Origin of the sequence: Lentibacillus salicampi, from assembly GCF_004565465.1 — a bacterium.
GTDB classification, from domain to species: Bacteria; Bacillota; Bacilli; order Bacillales; family Amphibacillaceae; genus Lentibacillus; species Lentibacillus salicampi.
Window position 1 is genome coordinate 1 of record NZ_SRHY01000004.1, and the last position, 15717, is coordinate 15717.

Annotated in this window: 20 protein-coding genes; 10 read left to right on the forward strand and 10 right to left on the reverse strand. The window is 41.8% G+C overall.

The annotated features are described in order from the left end of the window. Positions 1-139 precede the first annotated feature (139 nt). The 3 genes from E4U82_RS04715 (at position 140) to E4U82_RS04725 (ending at position 3280) form a co-directional block, all read left to right on the forward strand. A complete protein-coding gene (locus tag E4U82_RS04715) occupies positions 140-1153 on the forward strand; it encodes a ThiF family adenylyltransferase (protein WP_135108923.1) in 1014 nt (337 codons plus the stop codon). Positions 1154-1218: 65 nt separating this feature from the next. Beyond that, entirely contained in the window at positions 1219-1410 is a 192-nt protein-coding gene (locus E4U82_RS04720; RefSeq protein ID WP_135108924.1) for a hypothetical protein, read from the forward strand. A gap of 310 nt (positions 1411-1720) precedes the next feature. Then, on the forward strand, positions 1721-3280 hold the full coding sequence (locus E4U82_RS04725) for a rhomboid family intramembrane serine protease (protein ID WP_135108925.1): 1560 nt from the start codon (positions 1721-1723) through the stop codon (positions 3278-3280). A gap of 63 nt (positions 3281-3343) precedes the next feature. On the opposite strand, the gene E4U82_RS04730 is transcribed toward E4U82_RS04725, so the two are convergent. Next, the gene (locus E4U82_RS04730; RefSeq protein WP_135108926.1) at positions 3344-4204 is read right to left on the reverse strand and encodes a hypothetical protein; all 861 of its coding nucleotides are present in this window, start codon (positions 4202-4204) and stop codon (positions 3344-3346) included. A 156-nt stretch (positions 4205-4360) separates the two neighbouring features. Here E4U82_RS04730 and E4U82_RS04735 point away from each other — a divergent pair, with 156 nt between their 5' ends. The 4 genes from E4U82_RS04735 (at position 4361) to E4U82_RS04750 (ending at position 9204) form a co-directional block, all read left to right on the forward strand. Continuing rightward, the gene (locus E4U82_RS04735; protein ID WP_135108927.1) at positions 4361-5818 is read left to right on the forward strand and encodes a spore germination protein; all 1458 of its coding nucleotides are present in this window, start codon (positions 4361-4363) and stop codon (positions 5816-5818) included. 91 nt (positions 5819-5909) lie between these two features. Beyond that, on the forward strand, positions 5910-6122 hold the full coding sequence (locus E4U82_RS04740; protein ID WP_135108928.1) for a YqgQ family protein: 213 nt from the start codon (positions 5910-5912) through the stop codon (positions 6120-6122). Next, complete coding sequence (locus tag E4U82_RS04745; protein WP_135108929.1) at positions 6122-7093, forward strand: ROK family glucokinase; 972 nt, start codon at positions 6122-6124, stop codon at positions 7091-7093. The genes E4U82_RS04740 and E4U82_RS04745 overlap by 1 nt, the downstream gene beginning before the upstream one ends. 155 nt (positions 7094-7248) lie before the next feature. Beyond that, on the forward strand, positions 7249-9204 hold the full coding sequence (locus tag E4U82_RS04750) for an LTA synthase family protein (protein ID WP_135108930.1): 1956 nt from the start codon (positions 7249-7251) through the stop codon (positions 9202-9204). A gap of 103 nt (positions 9205-9307) precedes the next feature. On the opposite strand, the gene E4U82_RS04755 is transcribed toward E4U82_RS04750, so the two are convergent. Then, complete coding sequence (locus tag E4U82_RS04755; RefSeq protein ID WP_135108931.1) at positions 9308-9475, reverse strand: DUF2759 family protein; 168 nt, start codon at positions 9473-9475, stop codon at positions 9308-9310. 151 nt (positions 9476-9626) lie between these two features. Between E4U82_RS04755 and E4U82_RS04760 the strand changes: the two genes are divergently transcribed. Beyond that, complete coding sequence (locus tag E4U82_RS04760) at positions 9627-10250, forward strand: MBL fold metallo-hydrolase (protein WP_135108932.1); 624 nt, start codon at positions 9627-9629, stop codon at positions 10248-10250. 287 nt (positions 10251-10537) lie between these two features. On the opposite strand, the gene E4U82_RS04765 is transcribed toward E4U82_RS04760, so the two are convergent. The 8 genes from E4U82_RS04765 to comGA all read right to left on the reverse strand — a co-directional run bounded on the left by E4U82_RS04765 (position 10538) and on the right by comGA (position 14859). Continuing rightward, positions 10538-10780: a DUF2626 domain-containing protein gene (locus tag E4U82_RS04765; RefSeq protein ID WP_135108933.1), complete on the reverse strand. Its 243-nt coding sequence runs from the start codon at positions 10778-10780 to the stop codon at positions 10538-10540. 241 nt (positions 10781-11021) lie between these two features. Then, entirely contained in the window at positions 11022-11393 is a 372-nt protein-coding gene (comGG, locus tag E4U82_RS04770) for a competence type IV pilus minor pilin ComGG (protein WP_167751330.1), read from the reverse strand. Beyond that, a complete protein-coding gene (locus E4U82_RS04775; protein ID WP_167751331.1) occupies positions 11365-11808 on the reverse strand; it encodes a ComGF family competence protein in 444 nt (147 codons plus the stop codon). The genes comGG and E4U82_RS04775 overlap by 29 nt, the downstream gene beginning before the upstream one ends. Beyond that, the gene (locus E4U82_RS04780) at positions 11762-12103 is read right to left on the reverse strand and encodes a type II secretion system protein (protein ID WP_167751332.1); all 342 of its coding nucleotides are present in this window, start codon (positions 12101-12103) and stop codon (positions 11762-11764) included. The genes E4U82_RS04775 and E4U82_RS04780 overlap by 47 nt, the downstream gene beginning before the upstream one ends. After that, on the reverse strand, positions 12090-12515 hold the full coding sequence (gene comGD, locus E4U82_RS04785; RefSeq protein WP_135108937.1) for a competence type IV pilus minor pilin ComGD: 426 nt from the start codon (positions 12513-12515) through the stop codon (positions 12090-12092). The genes E4U82_RS04780 and comGD overlap by 14 nt, the downstream gene beginning before the upstream one ends. Beyond that, positions 12512-12814 (reverse strand): competence type IV pilus major pilin ComGC, encoded by a 303-nt coding sequence (comGC, locus tag E4U82_RS04790; protein ID WP_135108938.1) that lies wholly within the window; start codon positions 12812-12814, stop codon positions 12512-12514. The genes comGD and comGC overlap by 4 nt, the downstream gene beginning before the upstream one ends. 16 nt (positions 12815-12830) lie before the next feature. After that, complete coding sequence (comGB, locus tag E4U82_RS04795) at positions 12831-13886, reverse strand: competence type IV pilus assembly protein ComGB (protein WP_135108939.1); 1056 nt, start codon at positions 13884-13886, stop codon at positions 12831-12833. Beyond that, positions 13843-14859 (reverse strand): competence type IV pilus ATPase ComGA, encoded by a 1017-nt coding sequence (gene comGA, locus E4U82_RS04800; RefSeq protein WP_135108940.1) that lies wholly within the window; start codon positions 14857-14859, stop codon positions 13843-13845. The genes comGB and comGA overlap by 44 nt, the downstream gene beginning before the upstream one ends. Before the next feature lie 103 nt (positions 14860-14962). Between comGA and E4U82_RS04805 the strand changes: the two genes are divergently transcribed. Both E4U82_RS04805 and E4U82_RS04810 read left to right on the forward strand, forming a co-directional pair. Further along, positions 14963-15454 carry a shikimate kinase gene (locus E4U82_RS04805; RefSeq protein ID WP_135108941.1) on the forward strand — a complete coding sequence of 164 codons (492 nt, stop codon included), beginning with the start codon at positions 14963-14965 and terminating at the stop codon, positions 15452-15454. A gap of 65 nt (positions 15455-15519) precedes the next feature. Further along, the gene (locus tag E4U82_RS04810; protein WP_135108942.1) at positions 15520-15699 is read left to right on the forward strand and encodes a YqzE family protein; all 180 of its coding nucleotides are present in this window, start codon (positions 15520-15522) and stop codon (positions 15697-15699) included. Positions 15700-15717 lie beyond the last annotated feature (18 nt).

Genomic DNA, 15717 nt, shown 5'->3' on the forward strand with positions numbered 1-15717 from the left:
CAAGCCATATTTTCAATTATTTACCATCTCCCTATGCCCTGTTATGACAGGGATACAGTACATTCTCAGTCCGCTCAAGCTTTGAGAAAACTGGAAATTTATACTGTAATTCGTAAACTTATGCTAGGAGGAGTTTAGAATGGATTTAGCACGTTATTCAAGACAGATGTTATTTGAACCGATTAAGGAAGATGGGCAGCGACACCTCTCAGACAGTACCGCACTCGTGGTTGGTGCAGGTGCACTAGGGACGGTCATCTCCAACCAGCTGGTTCGAGCGGGAATTGGTAAACTTAGAATGATTGACCGCGACTATGTGGAGATGAGCAATCTGCAGCGACAAATGCTGTTTGATGAAGAGGATGTCCAACATGTATTGCCAAAAGCCGTTGCAGCCAAAAATAAATTGGAAAAGATGAACAGTCAGGTGACCATAGAACCGATTGTTGGGAACGCTTCAGTTGAATCGATAGATGACCTTATAAAAGATGCACATGTTGTTCTTGATGGCACTGATAATTTTTCAACACGTTATCTATTAAATGATGCCTGTTTTAAGTATCAGATCCCGTTTTCTTATGGTGGTGTTGTTAGTTCACGCGGAATGACTGCGTTTTTTATGCCGGGAAAAACGCCTTGTCTAAGATGTATCACAAAAGAGGGCGGGGGAAACGCTCAGACGTGCGATACAGTCGGCGTTATTTCGCCTGCAGTTGATATGGTTGCTTCTTTTCAAGTAACGGAAACATTAAAATATTTGACCGGGAATGAGCGATCATTGCGGAACACCCTTAAGACCTTTGATGTTTGGCACAACCATCACTATGATATGAAACTGGCCACCGCTTCCCCGGACTGTCCGGTGTGCCGTCATCATGAATTTCCTGCATTGCAACAAACAGCTCAAAGTGAGGAAACTGTATTATGCGGGCGGGATACTGTTCAGATTCACCGCAAGCCTGGTATAAATCTGGACCAATGGGAACATACATTACGAAAGGTTGCCAATGTCAAGCGTACGCCTTTTTTATTAAAAGCAACGTTGCAAGAGGGGATTCACTTTGTCATGTTCACGGATGGGCGTGTGCTCGTCCAGGGAACAGAAGACCCTGTTCAGGCGCGTACCTTGTATGATCGATATATTGGTTCCTGATGCATAATCTCTTGTGTTTGGCAGATAACTATGAATACCACAATATGAGAAAAGGGTGTCAGGTAATGAGAGTTTTTACAGTACTTACTGTCATCATAACCATCATGGCCGTGATTTTTAGGTGGCGGTACCGAATCATGAATACACTATTAGCCATCAGTTTCTTGCGACGCGCGGCAGTTGTGATTTCAATGAATATGCCGGTTATCCGTGAGAAAATCATGCCGGCTTTATTTCAGCGGCGGCCAACTGAATAACACCTTTCTGGAAGCTGTTAAAAGAGCAGCTTCTTTTTATTGTCTAGGAAATTATAGTTTGGAGGCGCTGTGGATAACTGGCAGCCTTGTCAGTCACGTCCAGCTCCAGCGCCCAGCGACTAGCAAACTTCACACTCCTCCACTACGATAAGTCAACATCGCCTCACCCAGGCTCACCGTGTTTCCTTTATCTCATTGCGGAGTGCTCCAGTTTGTAAGTCGCTGAACGGGCGCTTCCGCTTTTGTTCTTGATCAAGAAATATGATTTAAACGATAAATTTTGGTATCATGGCTTCAAGGGGGAAACTGAATGTACCTGGACGAAAGCTATATGATGTATAAATTGGCCAATCATTTGACTGTTATGGATGGCTTTGAACTCATACATATGAACGAGAACGAGGAAATATGGCTGGAAAAACGTGAAGGCAAAACATCACATGTTATCCGTTTGTTCCATGCTGGTTTTGATTGGAAAAATCATTTAAAGAAGGACATCGCACGGGTATTTCAGAAGTCAAAGGCCATAAAACGGTATTTACAGGGAAAGCATATCGAAATACATAATGTCTATATTGCTGAGCATGCGCCAGTTGATGACTGGGAAATTCTGAAAAAACCGATGCAGCTAAACGAAAAAAATCCAATCAAAATGAACGTGTATTATTTATCAGAAAACGAAAAAGAGGAAGAGTTGGCGCGATTGCAAGAGGCTGTCGGGAGTACGTTTCAGCGGCCGGAAACACAGCTCCCCGAAGCCGATCAAGAAGCAGACGTGAATAACTTCCGAAAAAAATTAGCCGGACAGATTAAACAGAAGGAAAAGGAAACGAAGGATATTTTCGCATATGGTAAACCTTTTCTGACCTATATTTTGCTGGCCGTCAATGTCTTAATTTATTTGCTGCTGGAACTAAACGGAAACAGCACCTCAACAGAAACATTGATCAAATTTGGAGCCAAATACAATCCGGCCATTATTGAAAATGGGGAATGGTGGCGGGTTGTGACCTCGATGTTTTTACACATCGGGTTATTGCACCTGTTCATGAATATGCTGGCGGTTTATTATCTGGGGACGATAGTGGAACGAATCTATGGTTCGCTCAGGTTTCTGCTGATTTATTTTCTGGCAGGAATCGGGGGTGGACTGGCAAGTTTTGCCTTTACGACCAGCGTATCAGCAGGCGCTTCCGGGGCACTGTTCGGTTTATTTGGCGCCCTGTTGTTTTTCGGATGCATCCATAAGCGTATCTTTTTTCAGACGATGGGCATGAACCTGTTGATTATTATCGGAATCAATATTGTATTTGGACTCAGTGTTCCACAAGTGGATAATGGTGCACATATGGGCGGTTTAGTTGCGGGATTTATTGCATCAGCCGTTTTGTACTTGCCGAAGAAAAAGAATGGAATCATTCAATTATCGGCTTTCGTTTTATATTTGCTGATAACCTTCGGGCTGGTCATCTATGGCGTGGATTATAACAGGAACAGCCCAGCTTATCAGTTAATGAAGGCAGAGCAGTTAATCGCAGAAAAGCAATATGAAGACGTAGTGGATACTGCAACAAAGGGACTGAGTTCGACACAAATAGAAGATGAACTGGAAAGCCATTTATTGTTTCAGCGATCATATGCCTATATCCAAATGAATCGCATTGATCAGGCGATAACAGATCTGCAGAAATCAGTCAAATTGAATGATGCGTTCGCGGAAGCACATTATAATCTGGCTATTTTATACGGCAATAATAGTGCAGAAGAAGATAAGGCACTGGAACACATTAAAAGAGCATATGATCTCGATCCAGAAAATGAGGATATTGCGACATTATATGAGCAGCTGATCAGAAGCCAAGGTAAGTGAATGCAAAATAATTGCAACCCCCGTTTTGTTTATGACGGACAAGACAGGGGGGGTATGGAATAGTCAGAAATGATCAGGATATTGCTGTATGAGTCTTTCCTTTTGACCATTCCATTCAAACAAAACCAGTAAATGGTCATTTTGTTTATCGAATAGTAGTAACGGTATATAACTTTTTACGGTATTGTTTGCATTCTTTACATTTAAGACATAGTTTTTATAAATACCTTCCCACAATTGTCCCATGATCTGATTTGTCTGTGCCTGTGTCAAAGATGGTAGAGGTTTGGTGTTAAATTTGTACAGGTCTGTTAGTGGTACGGTATGGTAAGCTTCTTGATCAATGTTAAAGTGTGTCATCAGCTGTTTCCATTTGTAAAGCAGCTGCTGTTGTGTTGTATGATCCAAAAGGTGGGACCATTCATGCTCGTAATCTGTTTCAGGTGTTCTGAAGGATTCAAGGTCTGTACTGGGTGAATCAATGACATATAATTGGTCATAAGTCATATCATGAATACTTTTGATTTCATCGTCAGGATAATGAACTTCGCCATGGTGAAAGGAGATTGACTGAAAATAATTGCTGTCTTCTCCATTAAACGTTTCCTTTAGTTGAATGGCGTCTGTGTTTTCCTTCCATTTACTCTGTACTCCGAGCAGTTGGCCGTTATTGAATAATATGGAAGCATCCTGGCGCAAGTATAATTCACGGTCACTTACAGACTTGCTTGACCAAATCATTTCATAAGAATCCCGCGTTTTTTCCGAGACCATTTCGAGCATGGTGCTTGTCTCAGCGAATCCGGTTTGCTCATCTTCTGGAAAATAAGTAATCGCCGGTGCAGAATCCATCTGCCACAGAACTATCAACAGGGTTGTACAGATTAATGGAATGGTAAGCAAAAATATTAATTGTTTCTTCATCCTGACCATCCTTTAGAGCGTTCGTCAATTCGTGATTTTAAAAACATCCTTTTCACAAAATGTATGAAACGGTACATTCCTTTATGTCTATTTGTGCATAGCTGTGGTTATTTCACACAGACTATGATTAAACATATAACCATAAAAGGTGAGCATATGGAAAAAGAAAAACAACCCTTATTTTCCGCCTATTCGAAAAATGTGTCGTATATAAAGGATCGGCTGGCTGTGGATAAAAGTTTTGATGTCATCCATCTTGATTTGAAATATGCCGGCCGGAATATGGCCATGTTTATGATTGATGGTTTTGCCAAAGATGAAATCATGCACTATATTATGAAACTGCTGGCAAAGCTTGAACCGGGACAACTTGAGCCGGACCCACTGGAAAAGCTGTTTAAAACATATATTCCATATATCGAGATCGATCATGTGAAGGATTTAAATAAAGCATCAGACCTTGTACTTGGTGGACCGGCTGCGCTGGTTGTTGAGGGTATTGATGAAGTGATCATGATTGATGCACGGACATACCCGGTAAGATCTCCTGACGAACCGGATCTTGAGCGGGTTTCCCGAGGTTCCAGGGACGGATTTGTTGAAACGATTGTGTTTAATACAGCTCTCATTAGAAGGAGAGTGCGTGATCGTTCACTAAGAATGGAGTATATGCAGATAGGCAGACGTTCCATGACTGATATCACGGTTTGTTATTTGGAAGATATAGCAGACAGCAACCGCGTCGAGGATACCAAAGCTGTATTGGACAAGATTGATACGGATGGTTTAGCGATGGCGGAAAAAACAATCGAAGAATATATCAGCGGCAGACATTGGAATCCTTATCCGACTGTCCGCTATACAGAGAGACCGGATACGGCTGCCGCTCATTTGTTTGAGGGTCACGTGCTCATTCTTATCGATGGTTCACCAAGTGTGATGATAACCCCGGCAACGATTTGGCATCACCTGCAACATGCAGAGGAGTACCGGCAGAAACCACTTGTCGGTGCGTATTTACGCTTTGTACGTTATTTAGCAGTATTTGCATCAATTTTTGTATTACCGCTGTATTTTCTGCTGGCTACGAACCCAGATCTTCTGCCGGCAAACCTATCGTTTATCGGTTTGAGCGAAGAAGGAACTGTTCCGCTATTTTTGCAATTTCTGTTGGCTGAATTGGGAATTGATGTACTCAGGCTAGCTGCCGTTCATATCCCGTCCGCCTTGGCTACAGCTCTCGGCCTGGTCGCGGCCATATTGATTGGTCAGGTCGCAGTGGAAGTTGGGTTATTTTCGTATGAAGTTGTTCTTTACATTTCGATTGCTGCTATCGGAACTTATGCCACACCAAGTTATGAACTGAGCCTGGCAAACCGGCTTGTCAGGATATTCCTGCTTATCGTGACCGGTATGTTTGGCGCAATCGGCTATGTAGCTGGTATTACGCTCTGGCTGCTTTATTTAACACGGATGTCGTCTTTCCGGGTCGCCTACTTTTGGCCATTCATGCCATTTTCTTATAGAGCGTTCAGGGCCGTATTTGTCCGGTCGCCGATTCCATTGAAAAACCGCAGACCTGTATTTTTGAATCCAAAAGATCCGGACCGCTGAACGAGGCGTCTGGATCTTATTTGTAGATGAACCGGGGGTTTCTTATTCACTATCGTAGCCCGTTTTGGTATAATAAGGTCTGGTGATTCAAATGAAAACGGTATATGATGTACAGCAAATGTTGAAACGTTTCGGAACAATCATATATGTGGGTAACCGAATAGCAGATCTTGAACTGATGGAAGCTGAGGTAAAAGAATTATACCAGTTTCAGTGCATCGGCGTAGATGATTACAGGGAGGCATTGCTGATACTCAGAGGGGAAGCAGCCCGTCTGCGTGATGAAAAAGGAGCGGATTCCTGATGGAGAAGTCAATTATTGGGGTGGACGTTGGCGGTACAACGATTAAAATTGGCATAATCGATAATAGTGGAAATATACTGGATAAATGGGAAATAACCACTGACCGTGCCAATTCGGGGGCATTGATTGTTTCGGATATTTGGAAATCGATAAGTCAAAAACTGGACCAGCATAACATGACAAAAGAAACAGTTGAAGGGATTGGCATCGGTGCGCCTGGCTTTATTGACAGTGCTTCAGGCTATGTGTTTGAGGCTGTTAATATTGGCTGGAAAGACATGTCATTATCCGATGACCTCCAGGCTATTTCAGAGCTGCCGGTATTTGTGGCGAATGATGCCAATGCCGCGGTGTTAGGTGAAAACTGGAAAGGTGCCGGCGGAAATGTCAAAAACCTTGTTGCTCTAACGCTTGGTACAGGTGTTGGCGGTGGCATCATTGCAAATGGTAATATCCTGAACGGAGAAAACGGCATGGCTGGTGAAATAGGCCATACTACAGTTGATCCCGGTGGGGTTTTGTGTAACTGCGGACGAAAAGGATGCCTTGAAACCATCGCATCAGCAACCGGCATGACACGCCAGGCTATGGCGAAGATGGAACACCATCCGGAAAGCTTGCTTGCATCAAGATATCAGGCATCAGGAAGTATAACGGCGAAGGATATTTTTGAGCTGGCACATGAGGGAGATGTGTCGTGCAAGGAAATCATTGCATATACTGCTGATGTTCTCGGTTTAGCAATAGCCAATGCCGCAACCATTATTAATCCTTCTAAAGTTCTGATTGGCGGCGGGGTATCGAGAGCCGGCGAACAATTTATTCAACTTATTGAAGCGGCATTCCACCGATACGCGCTATTCAGAGTCAGTGACATTTGTGAAGTAAAAGCGGCTCAATTAGGAAATGATGCCGGTATCATAGGCGCGGCATTTCTTGTCAGACAAAAACTGAAGAATTTGACATTCTAGGCTTTACTTTTCCAACATATTCTATTAAAATAACTATTCATTAAGTTGTGTAAATTCTATGAAACTTTTTATAGATTAAAAACGTCATATACGAGTACAGATGTTTTTAAAATATATAAGTTTGTTATGAACACCCGAACCGGGAGGAAAGAATGATGGACTTTAAACGGTTTAAAATGCCGCTATATATTGTGGCAGCATTATTATTCGGTATTAAAACCTATATCATGTATCGTTTTATGTTTAGCCTGGAATTGGAAAACAGGATGCAGGAGTTTATCTTGTTCATCAATCCCTTTATAACGGCGTTTTTGATTTTTGCTATAAGTGTTTGGTTTAAAAAGCAATCACGGCAAATGAAGTTTTTACGTTATAGTGCGTTGGTCGGAAGCCTGATTTTATATTTAAATTTGGTTTTCTATCGATCGTTCGATGACTTCATTACGGCGCCACAGCTATTTCAAGCAAGCAATATGGGCGATTTGGGGGCGAGTATCCTGACGCTTACTGAAGTGCATGATGTGTTGCTTTTCCTGGATGCTGCGGTTATCTGGTATTTGAGCAGAAAGAAAACGGATATTATGTCGGTCAGCTACCAAAAGAGCGGGAAAGTTTTCGCACTGGCTATGTCATTTTTGTTGCTTGCGGGTAACTTTTTTCTAGCCGAAATGGAACGTCCCCAATTGTTCACCCGCGCATTTGATCGGGAATATCTTGTCAAAAACATTGGATTATTCAATTACCATGTGTATGATATGGCCGTTCATTCCAAGGTAAAAACACAGCGCGTATTTGCTGATGGCAACGAGCTGCCGGAAATAAGAGAATATGTTGACGAAGAAGTCCAACGAGATGCCAAACCCCCGTTATACGGTATTGCCGAGGATAAAAATGTTATCTTCATTTCATTGGAATCCCTCCAAAGTTTTGTGATTAACAATGAGGTGAATGGTGAGGAGATTACACCATTTTTGAACAGTCTAACCAATGATGAAAGTACGTATTACTTCGAAAACTTTTATCATCAGACAGAGCAAGGGAAAACATCGGATTCTGAATTTCTGGTTGAAAACTCACTCTACCCATTATCCAGGGGAGCCGTGTTCTTTACACACGGCCAAAACGAGTATCATGGGTTGTCAGAGATTTTAGGGGAAGCGGGCTATTTTTCATCTGTCTTTCACGCCAACAACAAAAGTTTTTGGAATCGTGACCAAATGTACGGCAGTTTGGGTGTTGACCAATTTTATGGAGAAGAAGCCTATGAAGTGAATGTGGACAATTCAGTTGGCTGGGGACTGAAGGACAAACCTTACTTTGAGCAATCGATTAAGTACCTGCAGTCAATGGAAGAGCCGTATTATTCGAAGTTCATTACCCTGACGAACCATTTTCCGTTTGGACTGAGTGAAGAGGACAGTTCAATCGACAAGTATGACTCAAATTCGAGTACACTGAATAATTTTTTCCCTACTGTACGTTACATGGATGAAGCAGTGGAGCAATTCTTTGATCAGCTGAAAGCATCCGGCCTGTACGAGGATTCCGTAATTGTGCTGATGGGTGACCATTACGGCATCAGTGAAAATCACAATAAAGCCATGAGTCAGTATTTGGATAAAGATGAAATCACACCATATGATCATGTGCAATTACAACGGGTGCCCATGTTTGTTCACATTCCAGGGCATGAGGATGGTGAAGTCATTTCAAAAGTAACCGGGCAAATTGATGTGAAACCGACATTATTGAATTTGCTTGGTGTCCCGGCTGAAAATGATATCTTTTTCGGCAATGATATGTTCGCACAAGACCGTAAAGGTTATATTGCTTTAAGAAATGGGGACTTTGTCAGTGATGACTATATCTCGACCAGTAGTATTTGCTATAATCGGGAAACTGGTGAACCCGTCGAATCGGAAGTGGATTCGGAAGAAAGGACGGCAGAAAATACTGCTGCATCTGCTGCAAACCAGAACAACAATCCATGTGAACCCATACAGCAAAAAGTGGAACAAGAACTCGAGTTGTCCGATACCATTATCTATGGTGACTTGTTCCGGTTTGCAGATTTTCCCGGCACGAGTGCCCCGGCAGAAGATAATGAATAACGCACAAATAAAAAGCTGACCAGACAAGAGGTCCGGTCAGCTTTTTAGTGTGCTTTTAAAACGGTGATTTTCTATTGCTTACACGATTTAACGTTGGGAAATGTTACATATTACCTATTTCCGTAACAAATGTGGCAATCGAAAAGAATCCGAAGACCAACACAGCTACTGCTGAAAAACCCAGTGCAAACAAATTTTTAATTTTAAGTTGACGAATGACAGATACAATCGCCAATAAAGTAACTAGCAAAAAGATAAGTGCCAGAACCATTTGTAACACATCCTCCTTATCATTAAAGCATGGAAACTTATCTGTATTATTATGTAATAACTGTTTTCTATACTCATTTTATAGTATAAAATGAGTTTTGTCGAGGTATAACCACTTGAATCAATAACAATTTATGAATGGAGGAGACTATATGAAGATAAAGGGTATACCAGCAGGTCCGCTGGGAACGAATTGTTATATCGTACATAACCATGTGGATGCCTTGGTGATTGATCCGGGCGGAGACTCTGAAGAAATAATGAATTATTTAGCGAAAGAAAACGTAATTCCAAGTGCCCTATTGTTAACACATGCGCATTTTGATCATATTGGCGGTGTCGATGCACTAAGATCGTATTATGATCGGAGTGTCTATCTGCATGAAAATGAGGCATCCTGGCTGGAGAATCCAACATACAACGGTTCATCTCTATTTCCAGTGAGCCCCATTATTGTCAAACCTGCAGACTATTCACTGCACCAGGGAAACATGCAAATCAACACCATACGATTTGAAGTCATTCATACGCCGGGGCATTCACCGGGAAGTGTCACTTTTGTGTTTCATGACCAAGAATTTGTTGTCAGTGGAGATGTTTTATTTAATCAGGGTATTGGAAGGACTGATTTGCCAGGTGGCGATATGAATGAGCTGGAGCGGAGTATACGTGATTCGCTGTACCAGCTGCCGGATTCGTATATTGTTTATCCCGGCCATGGCCCTGCCACCACAATTGGAGATGAAAAACAGCGCAATCCTTTCTTCCCTGTTTAAAATTGTAGTTTTCACAAGTTGCAGATCATGATAAAGAGCTTACTCCAGAATGCTGCTTTTGTATAGGAAGACCGGAGCAACAATATCAAATAAAATGCCAGCCATTCAACATGGCTGACATTTAGGGGGGATGTGCTCTGCTCTTTTGTTGGTTAGGGATAAAAGTTAAGCTACTACTATAAGTATAAATGGCATGTTCGAACATGTCAACCGTCAAAACGAAAAACATAAAAAAACCCTGCATTCTTTTATGTAAGCAGGGTTTTTTTCAAGCTAAATGGTTGTGATTAATGCCCGAATCCCGGTATTAATATAAATTCTGAATACCAGGTAAATCCGACCATAAATATAGTACAATAAGCTCCGAATAAATACATATACATACGTTCTGATAATTTCAGATAGCTTACTGCCAGGAAAAATGCCGTTTGAACAAGAAACAATAATGCAACGTTGTTCATATCTCCTACATAAAACATGACGGTAAATATACCTGTCCAAAAGGCAAGGACCCGAAACATTCGATCCATATTTTCCCCTCCTTTAAGTAACCTTGACAATATCATTATAAACGACCTGATGCATAATGTAAATAAATCATGCGGCACAATTGAAAGTTTTGCCTTGTTCGTGCAATTCTTACGGCTGTTGCACATGTTTACTGATGCATCCACCGAAATTATCTCACAGCCGTTTGTCATGCTGTGAAATGGTTGAAGTGAGGGTGTAGTTGAAATCAGTCAACTATAGGATGACACGGACTGCCCATTTTTATTCAGGATGAGTTTTCATTCGATTGATGAAAGTATGAGTTGCACCATTATCCGTCCGAATGCTGAAATATAAATGATACATCTCTTCGTTGAGTTGCGTATACTGAACGACGACATCGCCATATGGAAAAGTGTAGGTCAATTCGTCCGTTTCAGAACGGTTAGCAACATCTTCCTTAAATTGTGCCCGGGCCATTTGTAATAGAGTTCCGATTTTCAATTGTTCTGCCTGATTTTGCGTAATGTGGGTTTCGTCTTGATAAAGATTAACATTTGCGGTTATGATCATGAACGCTAACGCAATGAAAAACAGAACATAGGGAAGTACGAATCCTTTCTGGTCAGTTGTAAAACACAATGTTTTTTTCAAATTGATCACCATTTATCGTTGTAATAGACACGCGTAAACCATAAGATGAGGAGCTGAACTGAACATCCTCCACATCCCGTAAGTATACTTCAAACCCCTCACCATCAAATTGTCTTATAATCAGGTTTTTATATTGCTCAAATGAAATGCGGGATTCGTCTGGCTGCAGGAGTGTTATTTTAGATGATGCAACATTTACTTCGGAAGCCTGAATGACTTCATCACGCAAAAAAAAGTAAAACTGCTGCACCGCCAACTGATCATAGTTGGACGAGAAATCAACCGTTCTAATAAGATAAGCCGTAAACGGAATGGTCAAAAATATAATGCTGACGGCCAAAAAAACTGAAATAAATGTCAGCCCTTTTTCATTTTTCCGGATACCCGTATAAACAGAATTGATTTGCTCTATCATTGACATTTTCCCAGGAGACACATCCTTTCAGTAAATTGTTTTCAGCAGTGAATCGGAATTCCGCTTCATCTCCATCTACTGTTTTTTGCAGACGTTGGGGAAGAGGTCTCTTATTCTCCCGCAAAAAAGGCTGCAATTCATTGTGCAATTCATTGGCCATCTCCCGCTTTTGCTGCAGGTTCTCCCGTTCGTTCAGCAAAAGGCTCGTGAGCGGGACCAGAGTTGAGATTACCATCATGAGAACGCTGGCTGCCACAAGGGCTTCAATCATTGTGAATCCTTTACTGTTCTTCAATGTAGCACCGTCCTTTTCCGAGAGGACAAACAAGATTATACTGCCTGGTAGGTGTTTTAATGGCCATTGTACCCGGTTTCCGAATTGTTCCATTTTTATTGAATGAAATGTTGGGTAAAGTGCGGGTTTCAATTTCCCACCCTTCAGGCACTTTTCGTTCAAGGATGTTTTTGCCACTTTTTTTGATCGTGTATTGTTTATTGCCGGTAAATGCCAGACGATAACGGGATCTGGAATTATAGGACAGGCTTTGCATATACAACTGATCCATTTCCAACGTTTCCAAAAAATTTTCCTCCGTCTTCTTATCAAGCACCGACAATTGAATCGGTGCACTGATAAGTATTAAGACAGACACAAGACCCAGAACAAAAAGGACCTCTATAAGGGTGAAGCCGTTTTGCTGTGTCATTCGCCCTTCGAAACTGATTGATCGTCAATGATTAGGGGTGAATCGTCCGGACACGTTGTTTGATCTTCAGTTATATAACCTTCACTCTCTAATTCATCCAGGCTTGGATACTCCTTTTTAGCAATATAATAGGCATCCGCCTGGGCCTGCACCATACTTACTAAAGCCTCACATCCTTTGTCGTTGACCTCCTCACTTTTGCTGCTGAGGTTGGGAATGATTAATAGGATCAACACGGAAATAATCATTAGGACAATCAGCATTTCGATTAACGTGAAACCTCGCTGGTTCTTGAACATCGTTTGCATCTCCTCTTCAAATAGTTTCGATTAACTGGAACATCGGCCACATTAAGGCCACGTAGATAAAAATAATCAGAGCCGCCAATACTGAAAAGAAAACCGGCTGGATATAGTGGATCGCTTTCATAATTTTTCGGTGTATTTCCTCGGTTTGAATTTCCGCGTAAATGGATAAGTCTTTTTCCAACGCTTCTGTGTCAGCGTTTTTTTGGAAAATATGGGAGATTTGCTGATCCATTAGCGGCAGGGTGGCCAGTAAATGTGTGACATAAATGCCTTTGGATAATTCAGCAGTCAGCAATGAAGCGTAGTAGGCAAGAATCGGCTGCTTCTTCTGGTTGGACATATTCATCAATATTTCCTTGATGGACAATCCAGTTGTCAGCAGTGAACTAAGATGTGCGGCAAACAAGAATGAGGTTTCCATCTTCTTATACTTCCGGTAAACAGGCAACATGCTGTAAAACCTGATCCGTTTGTCGATGCTTAATTTCTTTTCATTCAATCGCCAGATCAGAAATCCGATACCAAAAATAAGACCCAGGATCATGATGAATTGGACGGCGAAATCAATCAATCCCATTGTTAGCATAACGGTTGAAGCTGTTTCCGCACTATTTTGAAACAGGTCGATAAACGAGGGGAGAATCGACTGTTTGACAAAATATAAAAGAACTGCGAATACAACGAGCAGTATGGCTGGATATCGTACAGTTTCCTGGAATTTTTTCGTGTAAAGTAAACGTTGCTCGAACATCGTAATGCATTTCTCAACACTCGATTGGAGGTCGCCATTGTTGCGCACAAAATACAAATAGGCTGTAACGGTTTGATTGAAACGAATATGTTCCAATGCCTCATCAAAATGACGCCCAGATTTCAGGGAACTCTTGACAGACGATGCCATTGGTTTTAATTGACTGTCCCATTGGATGATATCAAGCGCTTCAATAATGGGATAACCATTGTTCAGTAAACGGGAGAGACGCCGCAGGAAACGTAATTGGAGCTCTTTTTTAGGGGCACTAGTGACCGGCCTCCAAAATCGTTTCTTCTCCGATAAATCCATACGCATAAGCCTTCTTTCGTAAATGATGAAATGAGTGAAATGGTTCCGCAGATGATATATCCCCTCCATTGATCGTATTTTCAAGCAGATTGCCATCGAGCAGTTCCATGATGGCGGCACGTCTTCTCACATGCTGATTGATTTCAACCGGGACTAATTGCAGGGCTGCAACCGCTATTAATGATTGCTTCAGATCCGCTTCCTTTATGCCCATTTCGAGTAAGCGATGAACCGTACCGGCAGCGTTTTTGGCATGTAATGTACTTAATACCAGGTGGCCGGTCAATGAGGCATCAAATGCAAATTGTGCCGTAAACCGGTCCCTGATCTCTCCAATCATAATGATATCCGGGTCATGCCGGAGAGCCGCTTTAAGTCCGGCTTGGTACGTAACGCCCGCTTTTTCATTTACTTGTACTTGCAGGATATCGTTCATTTCCTTTTCAATCGGATCTTCTAATGTGATCGTCTGATAGGATTTTTCTGACAGAATGGTTTGCAGCAATGCATACATAGTCGTTGTTTTCCCGCTGCCGGTTGGACCGGTCAGCAGAATGATGCCACTGCGGCTGGTAATCCATTTTTTTAGTTTTTTTAATTGATTGGGAAAAAGGAAAAGCTGATCAAGGGTAAGATTACTTTCCTGCGGGAGAATGCGGATCGCCAGGCTTTCTTCATGGTTAACCGGTAGTGTGGATAAACGTAATGCATAACGGTAGTTGAGTTGTTCATGGATAATGGTACCATTTTGCGGTTTACGGACTTCCCCTATATCCATTCCTGATGTAAACTTGTAATATGTTAACAAGAGCTGGTATTGGTTGGCTGGAATTGTCTTGTGAAGGATTCTTTTTCCAAATACACGGAAGTAAATGTTGATCTGATCGGAGAAAGGGTAGAAATGAATATCCGAAGCATTTGCGTTAACAGCAGATTGCAACAGTCTCTCTGAGAGTCTGGAAGCTGTGTCCAATCATTTGTCACCTCCTTTATTAGACTGTATTCGACACGATTCATGAAACTCCTTCTTTTTTTTAGAAATTATTTTTTAAATTTTTTAAGGTGGGTTGTAAGACATGCGAACACTTTACTTAATCGGATTCATGGGAAGCGGAAAAAGCACGGTAGGGAAGCTGCTGCATGAAGTATTAGGAATAACACATCTGGATACGGATCAAATGGTCGTTGAAAAATATGGTGAAATCGCGACGATCTTTCAGCAGGAAGGTGAAAAACAATTTCGTGCTTACGAGACCGGGATGATGAAACAGACACCGGATGAGAATACGGTTGTTTCGACCGGTGGTGGGGTTGTGGAAAAACAGGAAAATCGTGTGTTTATGAAACAGCATGGATTCATCGTTCATTTGGATTCGTCATATGAGACTATTGCGGACCGGTTGGGAAGCGACCCGGAAAGACCATTGTGGCGTAAAAACGATTCGGACAAACAGCAGTTGTACCAGCGCCGGAAAAAATTGTACTCGGAATTAGCTGACCTTAAGGTTGTGACAGATCATAAATCCCCACAAAGCGTTGTTGAGGAAATACTTGGGCATTTGTACTGATTGTGTATCATTTTTAATAAAGCCGGAAATACTATAAAAACAATCTAAATAGAAAGGTGTTGCTTATGCCTTTTAATGATTATGTAAAGTATTTGACCCAGCAGATAACGGCGTATATGGATACACCCGCTAAGGAAAAAAAAGATCAGAAGGCCAAAGATAAAGAGAAACCGCCCGTTTATTCAAACAGGTGGCTTGGCATTTTGCCTTTCGCTTTTAAAGTGGCCAAAAAGAAAACCAACTGACAGGCTCACAAAATACGG